We start from the raw sequence: 24,852 nt of genomic DNA on the forward strand, positions 1-24,852 counted from the left end.
GGCAAGTTCCAATGGCGAATGAAGACAAGCTCCGGGACTACCTCAAGTGGGTCACCGCCGACCTGGCCGAGACGCGTCAGCGGCTCCAGGAGCTGGAGTCCCGCGGGGACGAGCCCATCGCGATCGTCGGGATGAGCTGCCGGTTCCCCGGCGGGGTGCGATCCCCCGAGGACTACTGGCAGCTCCTGGCCGACGGCGCCGATGCCATCTCCGAATGGCCCACGGACCGCGGTTGGGACGCCGAGGCCCTCTACGACCCCGACTCCCGGCGTGTGGACGGCAGTTACGCCCATGAAGGCGGATTCGTCCACGACGCCGGCGACTTCGACCCGGCGTTCTTCGGGATCTCGCCGCGCGAGGCAGTCGCCATGGACCCCCAGCAACGGCTGCTGCTCGAAGCGTCCTGGGAGGCGTTCGAACACGCCGGTATCGATCCCGAGTCGGCGCGGGGCGGTCGCGCGGGCGTCTTCGTGGGATGCAGCAACCAGGAGTACGGCGCCGGTCTCGGCGACATTCCCGACGACGTACGGGGTCACCTGCTGACCGGCAACTCCACTTCCGTGGTCTCCGGTCGCGTCTCGTACGTGCTGGGTCTCGAAGGGCCGGCGGTGACGGTGGACACGGCGTGTTCGTCGTCGTTGGTGGCGTTGCATCTGGCGGTGCAGGCGTTGCGTGGTGGTGAGTGTGATCTGGCGTTGGCCGGTGGTGTGACGGTGATGTCGACGCCGGGTGTGTTTGTGGAGTTCTCGCGGCAGCGGGGGCTTGCGGTGGATGGTCGGTGCAAGGCGTTTGCTGAGGGTGCGGATGGTACGGGGTGGTCCGAGGGTGTGGGCATGCTGCTGGTGGAGCGGCTGTCGGATGCGCGTCGTTATGGTCATCGGGTGTTGGCGGTGGTGCGGGGGAGTGCGGTCAATCAGGATGGTGCGTCGAATGGTCTGACGGCGCCGAATGGTCCTTCGCAGCAGCGGGTGATTCGTGCGGCGTTGGCGGGTGCCGGTCTTTCGCCTCACGACGTGGATGTGGTGGAGGCGCATGGTACGGGTACGGCGCTGGGTGATCCGATTGAGGCGCAGGCGCTCATTGCGGCGTATGGGCGGGATCGTGGGCGGCCGTTGTGGCTGGGGTCGGTGAAGTCGAACATCGGGCATACGCAGGCGGCTGCGGGTGTGGCTGGTGTGATCAAGATGGTGTTGGCGATGCGGCATGGGGTGTTGCCGCGGACTTTGCATGTGGATGCGCCGTCCTCGCATGTGGACTGGTCGGCGGGTGACGTGCGACTGCTCACGGAGCCGCGGGAGTGGGTGAGGGAGGAGGACCGGCCGCGCCGCGCCGCCGTCTCCGCCTTCGGCGTGAGCGGAACCAACGCACACGCCATCATCGAGGAGGCGCCCCACGAGGAAGCCCCCCAAGACCCGCAAGCGCTCTCCGACGACTCCGCGCCTGCCGCCCACCGTGCGCTGCCCCAGGAGACACCCCCCGTCCTGCCCTGGGTGCTGTCCGCCCGTACCCCGGAAGCCCTGCCTGCCCAGGCCGCCCGTCTCCTCGCGCACTTGAGAGAACACACCGGCGACACCCCACTCGACCTCGCCTGGTCGCTCGCCGCGCACCGAGCGGCACTCCCGTACCGGGCCGCCGTCATCGGCACCGGTCACGACGAACTCGTCGACAGGCTCACCGCGTTCGCCGACGGCGACCGCGCCGAGGGTATCGTCACCGGCCTCGCACAGACCGACGGCCGCACGGCGTTCCTGTTCGCGGGGCAGGGGTCACAACGCCTCGGCATGGGTCGGGAGTTGTACGAGGCGTATCCCGTCTTCGCCGAGGCCCTCGACGCCGTGGACGCGGAACTCCCGTTCAGCCTGCGGGAGATCGTCTTCGGTGAGGACGCGGAGCTGCTGAACCGGACGGAGTACGCGCAGCCTGCCCTCTTCGCCCTTGAAGTGGCTCTGTTCCGGTTGCTGGAGTCGTGGGGTGTGCGGCCTGACGTGTTGGCCGGTCATTCGATCGGTGAGATTGCGGCGGCGCATGTGGCGGGGGTGTGGTCGCTGGCGGATGTGTGCCGTCTGGTGGTGGCGCGGGGCCGGTTGATGCAGGCGCTGCCTGAGGGTGGTGCGATGGTCGCGGTGCAGGCCGCCGAGGACGAGGTGCTTCCTCTCCTCGATGGGCGTGTGGGGATTGCTGCGGTCAACGGGCCGCAAGCGGTGGTGGTTTCGGGTGCGGCCGATGCGGTCGAGGAGGTGGCCGCTCACTTCCGTGCCCGGGACCGCAAGGCCACGGCCCTGCGCGTCAGCCACGCGTTCCACTCGCCTCTGATGGAGCCGATGCTCGACGAGTTCCGGGCCGTCGCCGAGAGCCTCGAGTACGCGGACCCGACCCTCCCGATCGTCTCCACCCTCACCGGGACGACCGCGACCGCCGAGGAACTGCGCTCACCTGACCACTGGGTGCGGCACGTCCGCCAGACGGTCCGCTTCGCCGACGGCGTGCGCACCCTCGCGGCGCGCGGTATCACCCGCTACCTGGAACTCGGCCCCGACGGCACCCTCACCGCGCTGGCCCAGGCCTGCCCGGAGGCCCTCGCCGCGGCCGACACCGGCGGCAGCGACGGCAACCTGTTCACGGCCACCCTCCGCAAGGACCGCGACGAGCCCGTCAGTGCTCTCACGGCGCTCGCCCGCCTGCACGCCCACGGCGCCACGGTCACCTGGGAGGCCCTCCTGCCCGGCGGACGCCGGGTGGGGCTGCCCACCTACGCCTTTCAGCATCAGCGCTACTGGCTGGCGGATCGGGCCCGCCCCGCCACGAACGCCGTTGGCGCCGCCGAGCAGCAGAGCGGTGGCGCCGCCGAGAACGAGTTCTGGAACGCGGTCGAGCGCGGTGACCTCGGTTCCCTGGCGGAGTCGCTCGGCCTCGCCGAGGAGTCCCTGAACAGCCTGGTCCCGGCCCTCTCCTCGTGGCGGCGCCGGCGCCAGGAGATCTCCCGGGCGGACCAGTGGCTCTACCGGGCACAGTGGAAGCCGCTCGACCCCTCGTCGACGACCCTGCTCTCCGGCCGCTGGCTCCTGCTCCTCCCCGAAGGCGCGACACAGGACGCCGGCACGGACGCCCTCACGACGGAACTCGCCGCGCGCGGCGCCGAACCCGTGATCGTCCAGCTCCCCGCCAACCCCGAACGGGCCTCCCTCGCGGCACAGCTGACGACCGCCTCTGACGACGTGTCCGGAGTCGTCCTCGCCACCGGGACCACGGGTGACGCGACGCAGACGTGCGCCGCGGTGACCCTGGTCGTCCAGGCGCTCGGGGATGCGGGTGTGGGGGGTCGGTTGTGGGTGTTGACGCGGGGTGGTGTGTCGGTGGGCCGTTCGGACGGTCCGGTCGATGCGGTGCAGGGTGCGGTGTGGGGTCTGGGCCGGGTGGCGGCGCTGGAGTATCCGGACCGCTGGGGTGGTCTGATCGACCTGCCCGAGATCCTCGACCGCCGCGCGACACGGAGGCTTGCCGCGGTCCTGGCGGGCGGAACCGCAGACGAGGACCAGATCGCGCTGCGCGCGTCGGGAGTCTTCGGGCGTCGGCTGGTGCGGGTCGCCCCGGCCGAGAGCACCGGCAGCAAGAGGCGCTGGCGTCCGCGGGGTGCTGTGTTGGTGACGGGTGGTACGGGTGCGTTGGGTGCTCGTGTGGCGCGGTGGGCGGCGGTGGAGGGTGCTCGGCATCTGATCCTGGTCAGTCGTCGGGGGCTTGAGGCGCCGGGTGCGGTGGATCTGCGGGATGAGCTTGTGGGTCTGGGTGTGCATGTGACGGTGGTTGCGTGTGATGTGGCGGATGGTGATGCGCTGGCGGAGTTGTTGTTGGCGCATCCGGTGGATGCGGTGGTGCATACGGCGGGTGTGCTGGATGACGGTGTGATCGATGCGTTGACGCCGGAGCGGTTCGCGGCGGTGCTGCGGACGAAGGCGTTGGGCGCGTTGCATCTGGACGAGCTGACCCGTGATCGGGACCTGGACGCCTTCGTCCTCTTCTCCTCCTTCGCGGGAAGCATCGGAGCGGCGGGCCAGGCCAACTACGCGGCGGCCAATGCCTTCCTGGACGCGCTTGCCGAGCGGCGCCGGGCGGACGGGCTGCCCGCCACCTCGATCGCATGGGGCCCCTGGGCCGACGCCGGCATGGCCGAGGACGCCGGATCCACCTCGCGCATGCGCCGCGGCGGAGTGCTTCCGCTGGATGCCGAGGTCGCCACGAAGGTTCTCGGGCGTGCGGTGGCTGCCGACACGGCGGCCGTGATCGTCGCCGACCTCAACTGGACGGACTTCGCGCCGGCCTTCACCATGACGCGTCCGAGCCCGCTGATCGAGTCGCTGCCCGAGGCCCGCGCGGCGGTCCAGGGCGCCGCGGCGACCTCCGAGCGCATCGGATACGACGACCGCGCCGGACTGCTCGGCCGGCTGACCGGGCTCACCCCCGCCGAACAGGACCGCGTCCTGCTGGAGACGGTGCAGTCCTGCGCCGCCGCGGTCCTTGGCTACCCCACCCCCGAAGCCGTCGCCGCCGAGCGCGCCTTCCGCGACCTCGGCATCGACTCCCTCACCGCCGTCGAACTCCGCAACGGCCTGGCGGCGCTGACGGGTGTCTCCGGACTTGCCGCGACCCTGGTGTTCGACTATCCGACGCCGGTGGCTCTGGCGCGGCATCTGCGGGAGCAGCTGCTGGGCGCCGTGGCCGGGGCGGAGCTGTCAGTCACCGGTTCCGTGGGCGTGGCTGTCGCGGATGATCCGGTGGTGATCGTCGGGATGGCGTGCCGGTTCCCGGGTGGTGTGCGCGATCCCGAGGGGTTGTGGCGGCTGCTGTCGGAGGGCGGGGACGCGGTGGGTGCGTTCCCGGCGGACCGCGGCTGGGACCTCACCACGCTGTATGACCCGCAGGGCGAGCGTCCCGGGACCACGGTGGTCGACGTGGGCGCGTTTCTTGAGGGTGTGGATCGTTTCGATGCGGGCTTCTTTGGGATGAGTCCGCGGGAGGCGTTGGCGACGGATCCGCAGCAGCGGTTGTTGTTGGAGTCGTCGTGGGAGGCGTTGGAGGGTGCGGGGATCGCGCCGGGTGGGTTGCGGGGCAGTCGTACGGGTGTGTTCGCGGGGACGAACGGTCAGGATTACACGGGTCTGCTGCTGGCCTCGGGTGAGGATTTCGAGGGGCATGTGGGGACGGGCAACGCGGCGAGTGTGTTGTCGGGCCGGGTGTCGTATGTGCTGGGTCTTGAGGGTCCGGCGGTGACGGTGGACACGGCGTGTTCGTCGTCGTTGGTGGCGTTGCATCTGGCGGTGCAGGCGTTGCGTGGTGGTGAGTGTGATCTGGCGTTGGCCGGTGGTGTGACGGTGATGTCGACGCCGGGTGCGTTCGTGGAGTTCTCGCGGCAGCGGGGGCTTGCGGCGGACGGGCGGTGCAAGGCGTTCTCCGATGATGCGGATGGTACGGGGTGGGGTGAGGGTGTCGGTGTGCTGGTGGTGGAGCGGTTGTCGGACGCTCGCCGCCATGGTCACCGGGTGTTGGCGGTGGTGCGGGGGAGTGCGGTCAATCAGGATGGTGCGTCGAATGGTCTGACGGCGCCGAACGGTCCCTCCCAGCAGCGGGTGATCCGCGCCGCGCTGGCGAGCGGTGGGCTCAAGCCGGTCGACGTCGATGTCGTCGAGGCTCATGGCACGGGTACCGCGCTGGGTGATCCGATCGAGGCGCAGGCTCTGCTGGCCACCTACGGCCAGGACCGTGAACAGCCCCTCCTGCTCGGTTCGGTGAAGTCGAACATCGGGCACACGCAGGCCGCCGCGGGTGTGGCCGGTGTGATCAAGATGGTGCTCGCTCTCCAGCACGGGGTGCTGCCGCGCACCCTGCACGCGGACGAGCCCTCGTCCCACGTCGACTGGTCCGCCGGAGCGGTCGACCTGCTCACCGAGAACGCCGACTGGCCGAGGACCGAGGGCAGGACACGCCGAGCCGGTGTGTCGTCGTTCGGCCTCAGCGGCACGAACGCGCATGTGGTGCTGGAGGAGGCGCCTGTCCAGGAGGAGACCGAGTCGACGAGTGCGCCGGTCGGCGGTAGTGGTGTGGTGCCGTGGGTGGTGTCGGGCCGTACGGCCGCGGCGCTGCGGCACCAGGCGGCGCGGCTCGCGGAGTTCGTGGCCGGTGACGAGGCGCTGGGCGTCGCGGAGGTGGGCGCTGCTCTGGTGCGGTCGCGGTCGTTGTTCGAGCACCGGGCCGTGGTCTGGGGCACCGACCGTACGGAGCTGCTGCGAGGCCTTGAGGCCGTGGCGGCAGGTGAGCTGTCCTTCGATGGCGCGGTGACCGGTGAGGTGGGTGAGGGGGGTCGTACGGCCTTCCTGTTCGCGGGTCAGGGGTCACAACGCCTCGGCATGGGGCGGGAGTTGTACGAGGACTACCCGGTTTTCGCGGACGCCTTCGACGCCGTGTGCGCGCATCTGGACGCGGAGCTGGAACTGCCGCTCCGGGAGGCCGTGTTCGGTGAGGACGCGGAGCTGCTGAACCGGACGGAGTACGCGCAGCCTGCCCTCTTCGCCCTTGAAGTCGCCCTCTTCCGGTTGCTGGAGTCGTGGGGTGTGCGGCCGGATGCGCTGGCTGGTCATTCGATCGGTGAGATTGCGGCGGCGCATGTGGCGGGGGTGTGGTCGCTGGCGGATGCGTGCCGTCTGGTGGTGGCGCGGGGCCGGTTGATGCAGGCGCTGCCCGCGGGTGGTGCGATGGTCGCGCTGCAGGCCGCCGAGGAGGAGGTGTTGCCTCTGCTGGATGGGCGTGTGGGGATTGCTGCGGTCAACGGGCCGCAGGCGGTGGTGGTTTCGGGTGCGGCCGATGCGGTCGAGGAGGTGGCCGCTCACTTCCGTGCCCGGGACCGCAAGGCTACGGCCCTGCGGGTCAGCCACGCCTTCCACTCGCCCTTGATGGAGCCGATGCTCGACGACTTCCGCGCCGTCGCGGAGGAACTGTCGTACGGGCCGCCGAAGCTGTCCCTCGTCTCCACGGTGACCGGCGCACCCGCCACCGCCGAGGAACTGACCTCGCCCGACTACTGGGTGGAGCACGTCCGCCGTACCGTTCGTTACGCGGACGCCGTCCGTGTCCTGGCTGACCAGACCGTCACTCGTTTCCTCGAACTCGGCCCCGACAGCACCCTCACCGTCCTCGCCCAGGACTGTGCGGCCGACGAAGGACGGCTGTTCGTGCCGGCGCTGCGCAAGGGCCGGCCGGAGCCCGGGGCGCTGGTCGCCGCCGTGGCCGCGGCATTCACACGCGGTGCCGAGGTGGACTGGTCGAGTCTCCTCCCGGACGTGCCGTGGGTACAGCTGCCGACATACGCCTTCCAGCACGAGCCCTACTGGCCGACGATCACGAGCACGGAACCGGCCACGCACGCTGGTGGCGAGATCGACGCCCGTTTCTGGGAGGCCGTCGAGCGGGAGGACCTGGAGGCCCTGGCCGGGGAGTTGGAGCTGGGGGAGGACGTCGTGGGCGCGGTACTGCCCGCGCTGACCTCCTGGCGGCGGCAGAGTGTGGAACAGGCCGAGGCGGACGGCCTGCGCTACCGCGTCGAGTGGCGGCCGCTGGCCGAGGTATCTGCGGCGGCCACCCTCTCCGGCCGCTGGCTGGTGGTCGAGCCGGCCGGAATCGCCACGGACGCATGGGCAGAGGCGGTACCGGCCGCTCTGGCAGCCCGCGGTGCGGAGGTGGAGCGCATCGCATACGAGGCCGGCATCGACCGTGCGCAGCTCGTCGTGCGCCTGGAAGGTACGGCGCCGGTCGCGGGTGTGGTGTCCCTGCTCGCTTCCTCGGGCGAGGTGTCCGAGGACGGCGTACCGGTGGGTGTGTCCGGTTCGGTGGCGTTGGTGCAGGCCCTCGGCGATGCCGGTGTGTCGGCTCCGCTGTGGGTGCTGACGCGCGGTGCCGTCTCCGTCGGCCGCTCGGACGGCCCCGTCGACGCGCCGCAGGCAGCGGTGTGGGGTCTGGGCCGTGTGGCCGCACTGGAGGCATCCGACTGCTGGGGCGGTCTCGTCGACCTGCCCGCGGTGATCGACCGCCGCACGGCGGACCGGCTGGCGGCTGTTCTGGTGGGTGTGGGGGATGAGGACCAGGTCGCGGTGCGCGCGTCGGGGGTCTTCGGGCGTCGGCTGGTGCGGGTGGTTCCGGGCGGGAGTGCTGGTGGGGAGAGGGGCTGGCGTCCGCGGGGCACTGTGCTGGTGACGGGTGGTACGGGTGTGTTGGGTGCTCGTGTGGCGCGGTGGGCGGCGGTGGAGGGTGCCGGGCATCTGGTGCTGGTGAGTCGTCGGGGTCTTGAGGCGCCGGGGGCCGCGGAGCTGCGCGAGGAACTCGCCGCCTTCGGAGTGCGGGTGAGTATCGATGCGTGTGATGTGGCCGATCGCGCTGCGGTGGAGGAGTTGCTGGGCCGGTATGCGGTCGATGCGGTGGTGCATGCGGCCGGTGCTGTGGTGAATGTGCCGCTGGACGAGGTGTCGGCGGAGGATCTGACCGCCGTGTGGGCGGGCAAGGTCGCCGGTGCCGTGAATCTGGACGCGGCGCTCGGTGGGCGTCCGTTGGATGCGTTCGTGGTGTTCTCCTCCATTGCCGGTGTGTGGGGCAGTGGTGGTCAGGCTGGTTACGCGGCGGGCAATGCCTTCCTGGACGGGCTGGTGGAGGCGCGTCGGGCGCGTGGGCTGGTGGGGACGTCGGTGGCCTGGGGTCCCTGGGCCGGCGGTGGCATGGCGGCTGGTGCTGAGGCGGTCGAGGCGCTGCGCAGGCGCGGTCTGTCGGCCTTGGAGCCGGAGCGTGCGGTCGGGGCGCTGGGCCGGGTCGTGCCGGGTGGGGACGCGGTGGTGGTCGTGGCGGATGTGGACTGGGCACGGTTCACCCCGGCGTACACCAGTGTCCGCCCGAGCGCCCTGCTCGCCGACCTGCCCGAAGCACGTACCGCCCTCACCACCGCCGTGGCTCCTCCCGCCGGTGAGGCAGCCGGCTCGATGCTGCGCGAGCGCCTCGGCGGGATGTCCGCGGCTGAACGCGACCGCGCGCTGCTGGACCTGGTGCTGGGCCGTGTCGCCGCCGTCCTCGGTCACTCCGACGCCCGGTCCGTGGAGGCCACGCGGTCCTTCCGCGACCTGGGCTTCGACTCCCTGACCGCGGTCGAACTGCGCAACCGGCTCGCCGCCGAGACCGGCCTGAAGCTGCCCAGCACCCTTGTCTTCGACCATCCGACACCGGCGGCCCTCGTACGGCTGCTGCGACAGGAGCTGTTCGCCGCCGACGACACCGCCGACCGGGCCACGGACGCGCTGCTGCCCGTCCCGGCCGTCGCGGCCACGACCGACGATCCGATCGTCATCGTCGGCATGGCCTGCCGTCTGCCCGGCCGGGTCACGGGCCCGGACGATCTGTGGCGACTGGTCACCGAAGGCACCGACGCGATTTCGGAGTTCCCCACCGACCGCGGTTGGGACCTCGACGCTCTGTACGGCTCCGGCAACGGTGACGGTGACGGCCAGGGCCGCAGCCACACCCGCGCCGGCGGCTTCCTCTACGACGCCTCGCAGTTCGACCCCGCCTTCTTCGGCATCTCGCCCCGCGAGGCCCTCGCCGTCGACCCGCAGCAGCGGCTCCTGCTGGAGACCTCCTGGGAGGCGCTGGAGCACGCGGCGATCAGGCCCGACGCGCTGCACGGCAGCCGCACGGGCGTGTTCGTCGGCGCCGGCAGTTCCGGATACGGCGCCGGGCTGCGCGAGGTGCCCGAGGGGCTCGGCGGTCAGCTGCTGACCGGGGTCGCGGGCAGCGTGGTCTCCGGTCGCGTCGCCTACACCTTCGGCTTCGAGGGACCCGCGGTGACCGTCGACACGGCCTGCTCGTCCTCCCTGGTGGCGCTGCATCTGGCGGCGCAGTCGCTTAGGTCGGCCGAGTGCGACCTGGCGCTGGTCGGCGGTGTGACCGTGCTCGCCGACCCGGGCGCGTTCGTCGAGTTCAGTTCGCAGGGCGGTCTGGCGGCGGACGGGCGGTGCAAGGCGTTCTCCGACGACGCCGACGGCACCGGCTGGGCGGAGGGCGTGGGTGTCCTCGTGGTGGAGCGGCTCTCCGACGCGCGCCGCAACGGTCACCAGGTGCTCGCCGTCGTGGCCGGTTCCGCCGTCAACCAGGACGGCGCCTCGAACGGCCTGACCGCCCCCAACGGGCCCGCCCAGCAGCGGGTCATCCGGCAGGCGCTCGCCGGGGCCGGGCTCGCAGCCACCGATGTGGACGCGGTGGAGGCGCACGGTACGGGTACGACGCTGGGCGACCCGATCGAGGCACAGGCTCTCCTGGCGACGTACGGCCAGGACCGTGAACGGCCGCTGTGGCTGGGTTCGTTGAAGTCGAACATCGGGCACACTCAGGCGGCCGCCGGTGTCGCCGGTGTCATCAAGATGGTGCTGGCCATGAACCACGGCCTGTTGCCGCGCACCCTGCACGCGGACCGGCCGTCGACACACGTGGACTGGTCGGCCGGCGACATCAGCCTGCTGACGGAGAACGCCGAGTGGCCGCGGATCGAGGGGCGTCCGCGGCGGGCCGGTGTGTCGGCCTTCGGCGTGTCCGGCACCAACGCACACATCGTCCTTGAGCAGCCCGCCCTGGAGGAACCCACTTCGGTGGAGCCTTTCCCGGAGGAGTCCCGGGTGGGTGCCCAAGGGGACGTCGTCCCCGAGGCCGGGCCGCTGCCGTGGGTGGTCTCCGGCCGCAGCCGGGCCGCCCTGCGGGCCCAGGCCGAGCGGCTGGCCGCCCATGTCGCGGGGCGTCCCGAGGCGACGGCGGTCGAGGTGGCCGCGTCCCTCGTGCGCTCCCGGTCGGTGTTCGAACACCGGACGGTGGTGTGGGGCGCCGACCGAGAGGAACTGCTGAGCACGCTCAGGGCGGTCGCGGACGGCGAGCAGACCGAAGGCGCCGTCACCGGCTCCGCGCTCACCGACGGGCGCACGGCGTTCCTGTTCGCGGGCCAGGGCTCACAACGCCTCGGCATGGGACGGGAGTTGTACGATGCGTACCCGGACTTCGCCGATGCCTTCGACGCCGTGTGCGCGCACTTCGACGCCGAACTCGAACGGCCCTTGCGCGCGGTGGTCTTCGGTGACGACGCGGACGCCCTGAACCGGACCGAGTACGCGCAGCCTGCCCTCTTCGCCCTCGAAGTGGCCCTGTTCCGGCTGCTGGAGTCCTGGGGCGTGCGCCCGGATGTACTGCTCGGCCACTCCATCGGTGAGCTGGCGGCCGCCCACGTGGCCGGGGTGTGGTCCCTGGCGGACGCCTGCCGTCTGGTGGCGGCGCGGGGCCGGCTGATGCAGGCGCTGCCCGCGGGTGGAGCCATGGTGTCGCTGCAGACGTCCGAGGACGAGGTGCTGCCGCTGCTGGCGGGCCGGGAGGACGAGGTCGGCATCGCGGCCGTCAACGGACCGCTGTCCGTGGTGGTGTCCGGCACCGAGGAGGCGGTGAGCGAGATCGCCGCCGCCGTGGAGGCGCTGGGCAAGCGGACCCGGAGGCTGCGGGTCAGCCACGCCTTCCACTCGCCGCTGATGGAGCCGATGCTCACCGGCTTCCGTGCCGTCGCCCAGAGCCTCACCTACGCGGCGCCGGGCATCCCCGTCGTCTCCGATGTCACCGGCCGCCCCGCCACCACCGAGGAACTCATCTCCCCGGACTACTGGGTGCGGCACGTCAGGGACGCGGTCCGATTCGCCGACGGCGTACGCACCCTCGCCGACCATGACGTCACCCGTTTCCTGGAACTCGGCCCCGACAGCACCCTGACCACGCTCACCCAGTCGTGCCTGCCCACGGCGGACGGCCTCCAGGTGCCCGCACTGCGGCACGACCGTCCCGAGCCGCGCAGCCTGCTGACGGCCCTGTCCGCCCTGTTCACGCGGGGCGTCGAGGTGGACTGGACGGCGCCCGTACCGGCCCTGTCCCGCGCGCCGCGGATCGCCCTGCCCACCTACGCCTTCCAGCGCAGGCGCTACTGGCTGGAGGAGCCCGCCGGATCCGGCGACGCCTCCGCGCTGGGCCTCACCGCCACCGGCCACCCGCTCCTTTCCGCCGCGGTCTCCGTCGCGGACAGCGGGGCGGTCGTACTGACCGGACGGCTTTCGCTGCGCTCGCACCCGTGGCTGGCGGACCACCGCCTCGCCGGTACCGCCGTCGTGCCCAGCACCGCCTTCCTGGAGCTCGCCGTCCGCGCGGGCGACCAGGTCGGCTGCGACGAGGTGCGCGAACTCACCCTGGAGGCGCCGCTGACGGTGCCCGAACGCGGCGCGGTCCGGCTGCAAGTCCGCATCGAGGAGCCGGACGCCCGCGGCACCCGGGCCCTCGCCGTCTACTCGCGCCCCGACGACGCAGCGCTCGACGAGAGCGCGTGGACCCGCCACGCGGGCGGTCTGCTCGCGCCCGCCACCACGGCCGCGCGGCACGACGCGGACGCGGATTGGGAAGCCGACTTCGCGGTCTGGCCCCCGGCCGGTGCCGAACCGGTCGCGATCGGGGACCTGTACGAACGGCTGGTGGCCGACGCCGGTCTGGAGTACGGCCCCGCGTTCCGCGCGCTCGACGGTGTCTGGCGGCACGGCGACGACGTGTATGCCGAGGTCGCCCTCGGTGAGGAGGTGCGGGAACAGGCGCAGCGGTACGGGGTGCACCCGGCACTGCTCGACGCGGCGCTGCACCCGCTGGGCCTCGGCCTGCCGGAGGGACTCGGCGACGGGTTGCTGCTGTTCGCGTGGCAGCGCGCCACGCTCCTCGCCGACGGCGCCGGCACCCTGCGCGTCCGGCTGACCCGGCGCGCCGAGGACGCGGTGACGCTCCGGGCCGCCGACGCCTGCGGACAGCCGGTCCTCGCCGTCGAGTCGCTGCGGCTGCGTCCTGCCACCGGCGGGCCCGCACCCACCGCCGACGCCGCCGGCGCACAAGGCCGTACGAGCACCGCTGCCGCCGCCGACCCTGCGACCACCGACGCCGCCAGTGACCGTACGACCACCGCCGTCACGGAAGACCGTACGGACGCCGACGGCACTGTCGGCGGCGCCACGGACCCCGCCCGTACCGTCACCCCGTCCCGGCCGGTGCGCCGTCGCGCCGCCGACTCCGGCGGGGCAGGCGGGGAAGCGGGTCTCCTGGACCGCCTCGCCGGGCGGTCCGCGGCCGAGCGGCAGCGGGTGCTGCTCGACCTGGTGCGCCGCAAGGTGGCCGCCGTGCTGGACTACGTCGACGTCGACGAGGTGGAGCCCTCCCGCGTCTTCAAGGACCTGGGCTTCGCCTCCATCACCGCGGTCGAGCTGCGCAACCAGCTCAGCGCCGACATCGGCGTGCTGCTGCCCGCCACTTTGGTCTTCGACCACCCGACGCCGCTGGCGCTGGCCGCACACCTCGACGAGGAACTGTTCGGCGCCCGGCCGGACTCCGCGGCACCCGCGGCGTCCCGCGCCCGGCTCGACGACGATCCGATCGTGGTCGTCGGCATGGCCTGCCGCTACCCGGGCGGCATCACCAGTCCCGAGGAACTGTGGGACCTGGTCGTGAACCGCGGTGACGGCATCTCCCCGCTCCCGGCCGACCGCGGCTGGGACCTCGCCAAGCTCTACCACCCGGACCCGGACCACCCGGGCACCTGCTACGCCCGCGAGGGCGGATTCCTGCACAACGCCAGCCAGTTCGACCCCGGCTTCTTCGGCATCTCCCCGCGCGAGGCCCTCGCGATGGACCCGCAGCAGCGGCTGCTCCTGGAGACCTCCTGGGAGGCGCTGGAGCGGGCCGGCATCGACCCGGCGTCCCAGCGCGGCAGCCTCACCGGTGTCTTCGCCGGCGTCACCTACCAGGACTACGTCGGTATCCTCGGCGCCGCCAAGGACAGCTTCGAGGGCTATATCGGCACCGGCAACTCGCCGAGCGTCCTGTCCGGCCGTATCGCCTACGCCCTGGGCCTGGAGGGTCCGGCGCTGTCCGTCGACACCGCCTGCTCCTCGTCCCTGGTGGCCCTGCACCTCGCGGTGCAGGCGCTGCGGCAGGGCGAGTGCGACCTGGCGCTGGCGGGCGGTGTCACCGTCATGTCGACGCCGGGCTCCCTCATCGAGTTCAGCCGGCAGCGGGCGCTCGCCGAGGACGGCCGCTGCAAGCCGTTCTCCGCGGACGCCGACGGTGCCAGCTGGGCCGAGGGCGTCGGCACGGTCGTCGTGGAGCGGCTGTCCGACGCCCGGCGCAACGGACACCCCGTCCTCGCCGTGGTCCAGGGCAGCGCCCTCAACCAGGACGGTGCCTCCAACGGCCTGACCGCCCCCAACGGCCCCTCGCAGCAGCGGGTGATCCGCGCCGCGCTGGCCGGCGGCGGGCTCACCCCGGCCGACGTCGACGCCGTGGAGGCCCACGGCACCGGTACGACGCTGGGCGACCCCATCGAGGCACAGGCGCTGATCGCGGTCTACGGCCAGGACCGGCCCGAGGACCGCCCGCTGTGGCTGGGCTCGCTGAAGTCCAACATCGGTCACTCCCAGGCGGCGGCCGGTGTCGGCGGCGTCATCAAGATGGTCATGGCCATCCGCAACGGCGTGCTCCCGGCCACCCTCCACGCCGAGACCCCGACCCCCGAGGTGGACTGGTCGGCGGGCACCGTGCGGCTGCTCGACGAGCCGCTGCCGTGGCCCGAGACCGGGCGTCCGCGCCGCGCGGGCGTCTCCTCGTTCGGCATGAGCGGCACCAACGCGCACGTGATCATCCAGCAGGCCCCCGACGACACGGCCCGGAACGAGACGGCGGCGAACGAGACGGCACCGAACGGCGCGGCACAGAAAGACTCGGCCGGGCAGGACGTCGACGCCCCCGCGTCGCTGCCGCTCGTACCCGTACCCGTACCCGTGTCCGCCCGCACCTCCGACGGGCTGCGCGCCCAGGCGGGCCGGCTGCTCGCCCATCTGCGCGACCACCCCGGCCTCGGCCTCGCCGACCTGGGGCTGTCGCTGGCCACCACCCGCACCGCGTTCGAGCAGCGGGCGGTCGTACTCGCCGCCGACCGCGACGGCCTGGAGCACGGACTGCGCGACCTCGCCGAGGACCGTATGGTCAGCGACGTCGTCCGCGGCACCGACCGGCGCGGCACCGGACCCGTGCTCGTCTTCCCCGGCCAGGGCGCCCAGTGGACCGGCATGGGCCGGGAACTCCTCGACACCGCACCGGAGTTCGCCTGCCGTGTCGCCGCGTGCGAGCAGGCACTCGCGCCGTACGTCGACTGGTCGCTGACCGCCGCCCTGCGCGGTGGCCCGGACGCGCCCGACCTCGACCGGGTGGACGTCGTCCAGCCCGTCCTGTGGGCCGTCATGGTCTCCCTCGCCCACCTGTGGCGCTCGTACGGCGTCGAGCCCGCCGCCGTCGTCGGCCACAGCCAGGGCGAGATCGCCGCGGCCGTCGTCGCCGGCGTCCTGTCGCTGGAGGACGGCGCCCGCGTCGCCGCCCTGCGCAGCAAGGCCATCACCGCCATCGCGGGCGACGGCGGCATGATGTCGGTGCCGCTCCCCGCCGACGAGGCGCGCACCCGACTGGAGCCGTACGGCGACCGGCTCGCCATAGCCGCGATCAACGGCCCCGGCTCGGTCGTCGTGTCCGGCGCCGCCGACGCCCTGGACGACCTGTTCACCGAGCTGACCGGCGACGGCGTCCAGGCCCGCAAGGTCGCAGTGGACTACGGCAGCCACTCCGGCCATGTCGAGCCCATCCGGGAACAAGTCCTCGACGCGCTCGCCGGCCTGCGGCCCATGCCCGCCGAGATCCCCTTCCGCTCCTCGGTGACCGGCGACTGGCTGGACGGGGACACCATCCTCGACGGCGCCTACTGGTACACCAACCTGCGGGAGACGGTCCGCTTCGAGGACGCGATCCGAGGACTGCTGGGCGCCGGCCACCGCGCCTTCATCGAGGTCGGCCCGCACCCCGTCGTCGCGTTCGGCCTCCGCGAGACCATCGAGGACGCCGCCGCCGACGCCGTCGTGCTCGGCACGCTCCGCCGCGACCAGGGCGGCCTCGACCGCTTCCTGACCTCCCTCGCCGAGGCCCACGCCCAGGGCGTGCCCGTCGACTGGCACGGCGTCTTCGCCGGTACCGGCGCCCACCGCGTCGACCTGCCCACCTACGCCTTCCAACGGCTGCGGTTCTGGCCCGAGCTGCGGGCGGCGGACAGCGGCGCCGCGGACGGCCCGGAGGTCACCGACGAGGTGGAGAGCCGCTTCTGGCAGACGGTGGAGGAAGAGGACCTCGAATCCCTCGCCGCCACCCTCGACCTCGGCGGGGACACCCCGCTGCGCGAGGTGCTGCCCGCGCTGTCCGCCTGGCGGCGCAGCAGCAAGGAGCAGTCCACCGTCGACAACTGGCGCTACACCGTCGGCTGGACCCCGCTCACCCAGGACACCACGCTCGCGCCCCCGGCGGGCACCTGGCTCCTCGTCGTTCCCGCCGCCGGTCACGCCCTGGCGGACGCCACCTGCCAGGCGCTCACCGACCACGGCGTCAGCGTGCGGGTCGTACCCGTCGGCGGCGGCACCCCCGCCGCCGACCGAGGGGGTCTGACCGGCCTGCTGGCCGCAGCGCTCGCCGCGACCGATGCCGAACCCGCCCTGGAACCCGGCGATCTGGGCGGCGTACTCTCGCTCCTCGCCCTCGACGAGAACCCGCACCCCGAACACCCGGCGGTCCCCGCAGGCCTCGCCGCCACCCTCACGCTGCTCCAGGCCCTCGGCGACCTCGGCGTCAGCGCACCCCTGTGGTGCGCCACCCGCGGTGCCGTCGCCGTCACCGGCTCGGAGACCGTCCTCAGTGCGCCGCAGGCCCTCATCTGGGGCCTCGGCCGGGTCGCCGCCCTTGAGCACTCCGACCGTTGGGGCGGCCTGATCGATCTGCCCGCCGCCCTCGACCGCCGGTCGGCAGACCGGCTGTGCGCCCTGCTCGCCCGGCCCGACGGCGAGGACCAGACGGCGATTCGGGCCTCCGGTACCTACGGCCGCCGGCTGCTGCGGGCCCCGCTCGCCGCCGCCACCCCGCCCGGCGAGAGCTGGCGCCCCCGCGGCACCGTCCTGGTCACCGGCGGCACCGGCGCGGTCGGCGGACACATCTCCCGCTGGCTCGCCTCCCTCGGCGCCGAACACCTGCTGCTCACCAGCCGCCGGGGCGCCGACGCGCCCGGCGCCACGGAACTGACGGCGGAGCTGACCGCACTCGGTGCCGGCCGGGTCACCCTCGCCGCCTGCGACGTCGCCGACCGCGACGCCCTGCGCGACCTGATCGACTCGATCCCCGAGGAACAGCCGCTCGACGCCGTGCTGCACATCGCCGGCTCCCTCGACGACGGCGTCATCGACGCACTCGACCCGGGCCGGATGAACCCGGTGCTGCGCACCAAGGCCACCGCCGCCGTCAACCTGCACGAACTGACCGCCGGGCTCGACCTGTCCGCGTTCGTGCTGTTCTCCTCGACGTCCGGCACCATCAGCGGACCCGGCCTCGGCAACTACGCCCCCGGCAACGCCTTCCTGGACGCCCTCGCCCAGCAGCGCCGCTCCCTCGGCCTGCCCGCCACCGCCGTCGCCTGGGGCCACTGGGCCGACGGCGGCATGGGCGACGGCGCGGTCGGCGAACGCCTGCGCCGCTACGGCGTCTACGACATGCAGCCCGAACTGGCCTGCCAGGCCCTCCAGCAGGCACTCGACCACGGCGAGACCTACCTCGCCGTCACCGACATCGGCTGGGAGCGCTTCGCACCCGCCTTCACCGGCTCCCGGCCCAGCGCCCTGCTGCGGGACCTGCCCGACGCCCAGCGAGTCCTCAACCCGTCTCGCGGTACGACCTCCGGGGAGAGTGCCGGCGACGGCTTCGGCGGCGACGGCGACGAAGGCGGCCGGCCCGCCCTCCGCCGGCATCTGGCGGGCCTCACCGGCGCCGGACGCGCGGACGCCGTTCTCGACGTCGTCCGCGGCTATGTCGCCACCGTCCTCGGCTACCCCGGGCCGCAGTCCGTCGAGCCCACCCGCGCCTTCAGCGACCTCGGGTTCGACTCGCTCAGCGCCGTCGAACTGCGCAACGGCATGAACAAGATCACCGGACTGCGACTGCCGGCCACCCTGGTCTTCGACCATCCCAACTGCGCGGAGCTGGCCCGGATGCTGCTCGGCGAACTGGGCGAAGCGTCCGACGAGGGCGCCCGCCGCCCCGCGACGGCGCGATCCGCTGTCGCGTCCGCCGCGGCGTCTGCCTCCGTGGCCGACGACCCGATCGTCATCACCGCGATGAGCTGCCGCTTCCCCGGCGGTGCCGACACCCCCGAGGACTACTGGAAGCTGCTCGCGGACGGCGCCGACGCCATCGCCCCGTTCCCGGCCGACCGTGGCTGGGACGTCGACAACCTCTACCACCCCGACCCCGACCACCCCGGCACCTGCACCGCCCGCGAAGGCGGATTCCTGCGGGCCATGGCCGAGTTCGACCCCGCCTTCTTCGGCGTCTCGCCGCGTGAGGCGCTGGCGATGGACCCGCAGCAGCGGTTGCTGCTGGAGCTGGCGTGGGAGGCGTTCGAGCGGGCCGGGATCGACCCGACGACCCTGCGCGGCTCCCGTACCGGCGTCTTCGCCGGCACCAACGGCAACGACTACACCCCGCTCCTCGTCGCCTCCGGCGAGGACGTCGGTGGCCACCTCGGCACCGGCAACGCGGCGAGCATCGTCTCCGGCCGCGTGTCCTACACGCTGGGCCTGGAAGGCCCCGCGGTGACCGTGGACACAGCGTGCTCGGCCGCCCTGGTGGCACTGCATCTGGCGGTGCAGGCGCTGCGGGCGGGGGAGTGCGATCTGGCGCTGGCCGGTGGTGTGACGGTGATGTCGACACCAGGTCTGTTCCTGGACTTCAGCAGGCAGCGTGGTCTGGCCTCGGACGGCCGGTGCAAGGCGTTCTCGGACACCGCGGACGGCGCCGGGTTCTCCGAGGGCGCGGGCCTGGTGCTCGTCGAGCGGCTCTCGGACGCGCGGGCGGCAGGCCGCCCGGTCCTGGCGGTCGTACGCGGCAGCGCGGTCAACCAGGACGGCGCCTCCAACGGCCTGACCGCCCCCAACGGCCCCTCCCAGCAGCGGGTGATCCGCCAGGCGCTCGCAGGCGCCGGGCTCGGACCCGCTGACGTCGACGCTGTCGAGGCGCACGGAACGGGCACCTCCCTCGGCGACCCGATCGAGGCGCAGGCCCTGCTCGCCACCTACGGCCAGGACCGTGAACAGCCCCTCCTGCTCGGTTCGGTGAAGTCGAACATCGGGCACACTCAGGCTGCCGCGGGTGTGGCCGGTGTGATCAAGATGGTGCTCGCTCTCCAGCACGGGGTGCTGCCGCGCACCCTGCACGCGGACGAGCCCTCGTCCCACGTCGACTGGTCCGCCGGAGCGGTCGACCTGCTCACCGGCAACGCTGACTGGCCGAGGACCGAGGGCAGGACACGCCGAGCCGGTGTGTCGTCGTTCGGCCTCAGTGGCACGAACGCGCATGTGGTGCTGGAGGAGGCGCCTGTCCAGGAGGAGACCGAGTCGACGAGTGTGCCGGTCGGCGGTGGTGGTGTGGTGCCGTGGGTGGTGTCGGGCCGTACGGCCGCGGCGCTGCGGCACCAGGCGGCGCGCCTCGCGGAGTTCGTGGCCGGTGACGAGGCGCTGGGCGTCGCGGAGGTGGGCGCTGCTCTGGTGCGGTCGCGGTCGTTGTTCGAGCACCGGGCCGTGGTCTGGGGCACCGACCGTACGGAGTTGCTGCGAGGCCTTGAAGCGGTCGCTTCCGGGGAGGAGGCCGTGAACGCCGTCACGGGAACGTCCCGACGCGACGCCCAGACGGCCTTCCTCTTCGCGGGACAGGGCTCTCAACGGCTTGGCATGGGCCAGGAGTTGTACGACTCGTACCCGGTCTTCGCCGATGCCTTCGACGCCGCCTGCGCGCACCTGGACGCGGAAATGCCGCGCCCGCTGCGGGAGGTGGTGTTCGGGGACGACACCGAGCTGCTGAACCGCACGGAGTTCACCCAGCCTGCCCTCTTCGCCCTGGAAGTCGCCCTCTTCCGGCTGCTGGAGTCGTGGGGTGTGCGTCCGGACGTGCTGGCCGGGCACTCGATCGGTGAGATCGCCGCGGCGCACGTGGCAGGAATGTGGTCGCTGGCGGACGCGTGCCGTCTGGTGGCCGCGCGCGGTCGGCTGATGCAGGCCCTGCCGTCCGGCGGCGCGATGGTCGCGCTTCAGGCCGCCGAGGGCGAAGTGCTGTCCCTGCTCGACGACCGGGTGGGCATCGCCGCGGTCAACGGCCCCCGGGCCGTGGTCGTCGCGGGTGCGTCGGAGGCGGTGGAGGAGATCGCGGCCCACTTCCGCGCGCTGGACCGCAAGGTCACGGCCCTGCGGGTGAGCCACGCCTTCCACTCCCGGCTGATGGAGCCCATGCTCGACGACTTCCGCAAGGTCGCCGAGAGCCTGACGTACGAGCGTCCGGAGCTGTCGATCGTCTCCACCGTGACCGGCGCCGCCCTCACCGCCGACGAGCTGATGTCCCCGGCCTACTGGGTGCGCCACGTACGCCAGGCGGTCCGCTTCGCCGACGCGGTCCGCGCCCTCGCCGAGCAGGGCGTCGGCCGCTACCTCGAACTCGGCCCGGACGGCACCCTGACCGCCCTCGCCCAGGCGTCCCTCGACGACTCCGGGGCAGCCGTGCTCGCACCGGTGCTGCGCAAGGACCGACCGGAGGCACCGACCGCGCTCGCCGCACTCGCCACTCTCTTCGTCCACGGCGCCGGCACCGACTGGCGGGCGCTGACCGGCGGCGACCGGGAAACGACGGTGAACCTGCCGACCTACGCCTTCCAGCGCCGCCGGTACTGGCCCAACCTCACCGGCGTCACCCTCGGCGACCTCGGTTCGGCGGGCCTCGGCTCGGCCGGGCACCCGCTGCTGGGCGCCGCCGTACGCGTGGCCGGGAGCGAGGAGGCGCTGTTCACCGGGCGGCTCTCGCTCCGGACGCACCCGTGGCTGCGCGACCACGCCGTGACCGGCACGGTCCTCTTCCCGGGCACCGGATTCCTCGAACTCGCCCTGTGCGCCGCCGGACAGCTCGGCTACGACCGGGTCGAGGAACTGACCATCGCCGCCCCGCTGATCGTGCCCGAGCGCACCGGACGGCTGGTGCAGGTCAGGGCCGGCGCACCTGACGAGTCCGAGACGCGCACCGTGGAGGTGTACTCCCGTGCGGAGGACGCGCTCGACACCGACCCGTGGACGCTGAACGCCAGCGGCTCACTGGCCGCCGGGCCCGCGTCGGCCGACACCGCGGCTCCCGACCTGTCGGCATGGCCGCCGCCGAACGCCGAGGCCGTCCCCATGGAGGGCTTCTACGACAGCTTCGCCGAGGCCGGATTCGCCTACGGGCCGGTGTTCCAGGGCCTGCGCGCGGTCTGGCGGCGCGGCGACGAGGTCTTCGCCGAAGTCGGACTGCCCGACGACCACGAGCGGCTGGCGGGCGACTTCGGAGTCCACCCGGCGCTGCTGGACTCCGCGCTGCACGCGATGATGTTCGTGTCGCTGGCCGAGGCAGGGCAGGGACGGCTGCCGTTCTCCTGGAGCGGAGTATCGCTGCGTGCGTCAGGCGCGCGGGCACTGCGCGTACGCATGGTGCAGGCAGGGCCGGAAGCGGTCGCCCTGCACCTGGCCGACCCGACGGGCGGCACGGTCGCCTCCGTCGAATCGCTGCTGCTGCGCCAGGTCTCCGGCGACCTCGCGGCCCGCGCCGAGGCCGACGGCCACCGGGACGGCCTCTTCCAGGTGGACTGGACGAAGGTGTCAGCGCCGGAGCGGAACGTCTCCTCGAACGGCGGGGCGGCGGTGGTCGGCGACGCGGACCTCGCTCCCGGCGCACCGACGTACCCGGCCCTGAGGGAGCTGCCGGCCACCGTGCCCGCAACCGTACTGTTCGCCGCCGGCCCCGGTCTGGACGGTGGGAGCGAGGGCGCGGCGGGTGCGGCGGACGCGACCCGTGCCGCCACCGGTCGTGTCCTGGACGCCGTACAGTCCTGGCTCGCCGACGAGCGCTTCGAGGAGTCCCGTCTGGTGATCGTCACCGAAGGGGCGGTCACGCTCGGCGGAACGGCTCCCGATCCCGCCCTGACCGCGGTCTGGGGCCTGGTACGAGCCGCGCGCGCCGAGGCGCCCGACCGTTTCGCGCTGGTCGACACGGACGGCACCGACGCGTCCCGCGCCGCGCTCATCCAGGCGCTGGCGTCGGGAGAACCGGAGATCGCGCTGCGCGACGGCGTTGCCCATGCGCCGCGCCTGGGCCGTGTCCCGGCCGGCGGCGGGCTTGCGCTCCCGGCGGGTGAGTCTGCCTGGCATCTGGACAGTACGGAGAAGGGCGCTCTGGACAATCTCGCCCTGACCCCCTTCCCGGAGGCCGCAGCCGAGTTGACGGAGGGGCAGGTCCGTGTCGCCGTACGCGCGGCCGGAGTCAACTTCCGTGACGTGCTCAACGCGCTCGGCATGTACCCGGGCGAGGCAGGCCTGCTCGGCGGCGAGGGTGCGGGTGTGGTGACCGAGGTCGGTCCGGGCGTGTCCGGGCTGGCTGTCGGCGACCGGGTGATGGGCATGTTCCCCGGCTCGTTCGGGCCCGTCGCCGTGGCGGATGCGCGGACGGTGGCGCGGATTCCGGCGGGTTGGTCGTTCGCTCAGGCGGCCTCGGTGCCGATCGTGTTCCTGACGGCGTACTACGCGCTGACCGATCTGGGCGGCGTGCAGCCCGGTGAGTCGGTACTGGTGCATGCGGCGGCCGGTGGCGTGGGTATGGCGGCCGTACAGTTGGCGGGGCATGTGGGTGCCGAGGTGTTCGGTACGGCGAGTGCCGGCAAGTGGGACACGCTGAGGAAGCTCGGCCTGGACGACAGTCACATCGCCTCGTCCCGGGACACGGAGTTCGAGAAGGCCTTCCTCGCGGCGACCGGCGGTCGTGGCGTGGACGTCGTACTGGACTCGCTCGCGGGCGAGTTCGTAGATGCGTCGCTGCGGTTGCTGCCGGGCGGCGGCCGGTTCCTGGAGATGGGCAAGACCGACGTCCGGGATGCGGAGGCGGTGGCTGCCGAGCATCCGGGTGTGACGTATCGGGCGTTCGATCTGTGGGACGCCGGTCCGGAGCGGATCGGCGAGATGCTGGCTGACCTGGTCGGGCTGTTCGAGGAGGGCGTGCTCAAGCCCCTTCCCCTGACCTGCTGGGATGTACGGCGAGCCCCCGAGGCGTTCCGGTACCTGTCGCAGGCCCGGCATGTCGGCAAGGTGGTCCTGACCGTTCCGGTACCGATGGACCCGGACGGGACGGTGCTGGTCACCGGTGGCACGGGTGGTCTGGGTGCGCTGGTGGCCCGGCATCTGGTCACCGAGCACGGGGTACGACACCTGTTGCTGGCCAGCCGCCGCGGTCTCCAAGCCCCCGGCGCGAGCGAACTCGCCGCAGAACTCGCTCAGTTGGGTGCGCAGGTCGAGGTCGCGGCGGTGGACGTCGCCGACCGGGACGAGTTGTCCGCCATGCTCGACACCGTCCCGGGCGCGCATCCGCTGACCGCCGTGGTCCACACGGCGGGCATCGTCGACGACGGCGTCATCGCGTCCCTGACTCCCGAGCGGCTGGCCGAGGTCCTGCGGCCGAAGGCCGACGCCGTGGAGCACCTGCACGAGCTGACCCGCGACGCCGACCTGTCCGCGTTCGTGGCCTTCTCCTCCGTCGCCGGCACGTTCGGCAGCGCGGGGCAGGCCAACTACGCGGCCGCCAACGCCTTCCTCGACGGCTTCGCGGCCCTGCGCCGGGCCGCCGGACTGCCCGCGGTGTCCCTTGCATGGGGAGCCTGGGCACCCGGCGCCGGCATGACCGCCGAGCTGACCGAGGCGGACCTGCGGCGCATGGCACGCGGCGGCATGCAACCGCTCACCGCCGAGCAGGGTCTCGAACTTCTCGACATCGCCGGGCTCGTGGCCGCCGCGGCCCCCGGACACCGGGCGCTGCTGCTGCCGGTCAACCTGGACCTCCAGGCGCTGCGGGCACACGCCGAGGCCGTACCGCCGCTGCTGCGCGGCCTGGTGCGGGCGCCTGCGCGACGGGCGGCGGAGACGAGGGCCGGGGCCGGCGCGGAGCAGCAGGACCTCGGTACCAGGCTGGCGGCGCTCGCACCGGCCGACCGGGAGCAGTACCTCGTCGACCTGGTCTGCGCCCAGGCGGCGGCGACCCTCGGCCACGCCTCGGCGGACGAGATCGAACCGGACCAGGCGTTCAAGGAGCTGGGCTTCGACTCGCTCACCGCCGTCGAACTGCGCAACCGGCTCAACGCCGCCACCAGGCTGCGGCTGCCGGCCACGCTGGTGTTCGACCATCCGACACCGACGGTGCTGGCAGGTCAGCTACTTCAGGAGATCACCCTGCCGGAGGCGTCCGGCACGGGTGCGGGCGAAGGTCCGGGCGCAGCCGGGACGGCGGCGCCGCTCCTGGCCGAACTGGACCGGCTGGAGGCCGCGCTCGGCGCCGCCGCGATCGGCGGGGACGACCACGCGACGATCACTTCCCGGCTGCAGGGGCTGACGGCGAAGTGGCAGGACATGGCAACGAAGGGCAGCGGTGCCGGACACGACAACGGCACCGGCTCCGTGGATTCCGGAGCGGCACTCGCCGACCTCGACGACGGGGAACTCGACTCCGTCGAGACGGCGGACGAGCTGTTCGACCTGATCGACAAAGAACTCGGGATGTCGTGATCAGCCGCGGGAAACCGTTGGCATCGGC

At 72.9% G+C, this 24,852-nt stretch carries 1 protein-coding gene; it reads left to right on the forward strand.

What is annotated here, in order from left to right:
* The first annotated feature begins 11 nt into the window (after positions 1–11).
* The gene (locus AB5L52_RS44290) at positions 12–24,824 is read left to right on the forward strand and encodes a type I polyketide synthase (protein ID WP_369368673.1); all 24,813 of its coding nucleotides are present in this window, start codon (positions 12–14) and stop codon (positions 24,822–24,824) included.
* The last annotated feature ends 28 nt before the right edge of the window (positions 24,825–24,852 follow it).

It is taken from the genome of Streptomyces sp. CG4, from assembly GCF_041080655.1.
In the GTDB taxonomy this organism is placed as follows: Bacteria; Actinomycetota; Actinomycetes; order Streptomycetales; family Streptomycetaceae; genus Streptomyces.

Excerpts from the sequence above, each read along its gene's own strand:
- AB5L52_RS44290 (WP_369368673.1), top strand. The coding sequence starts at position 12 with ATGGCGAATGAAGACAAGCTCCGGGACTACCTCAAGTGGGTCACCGCC.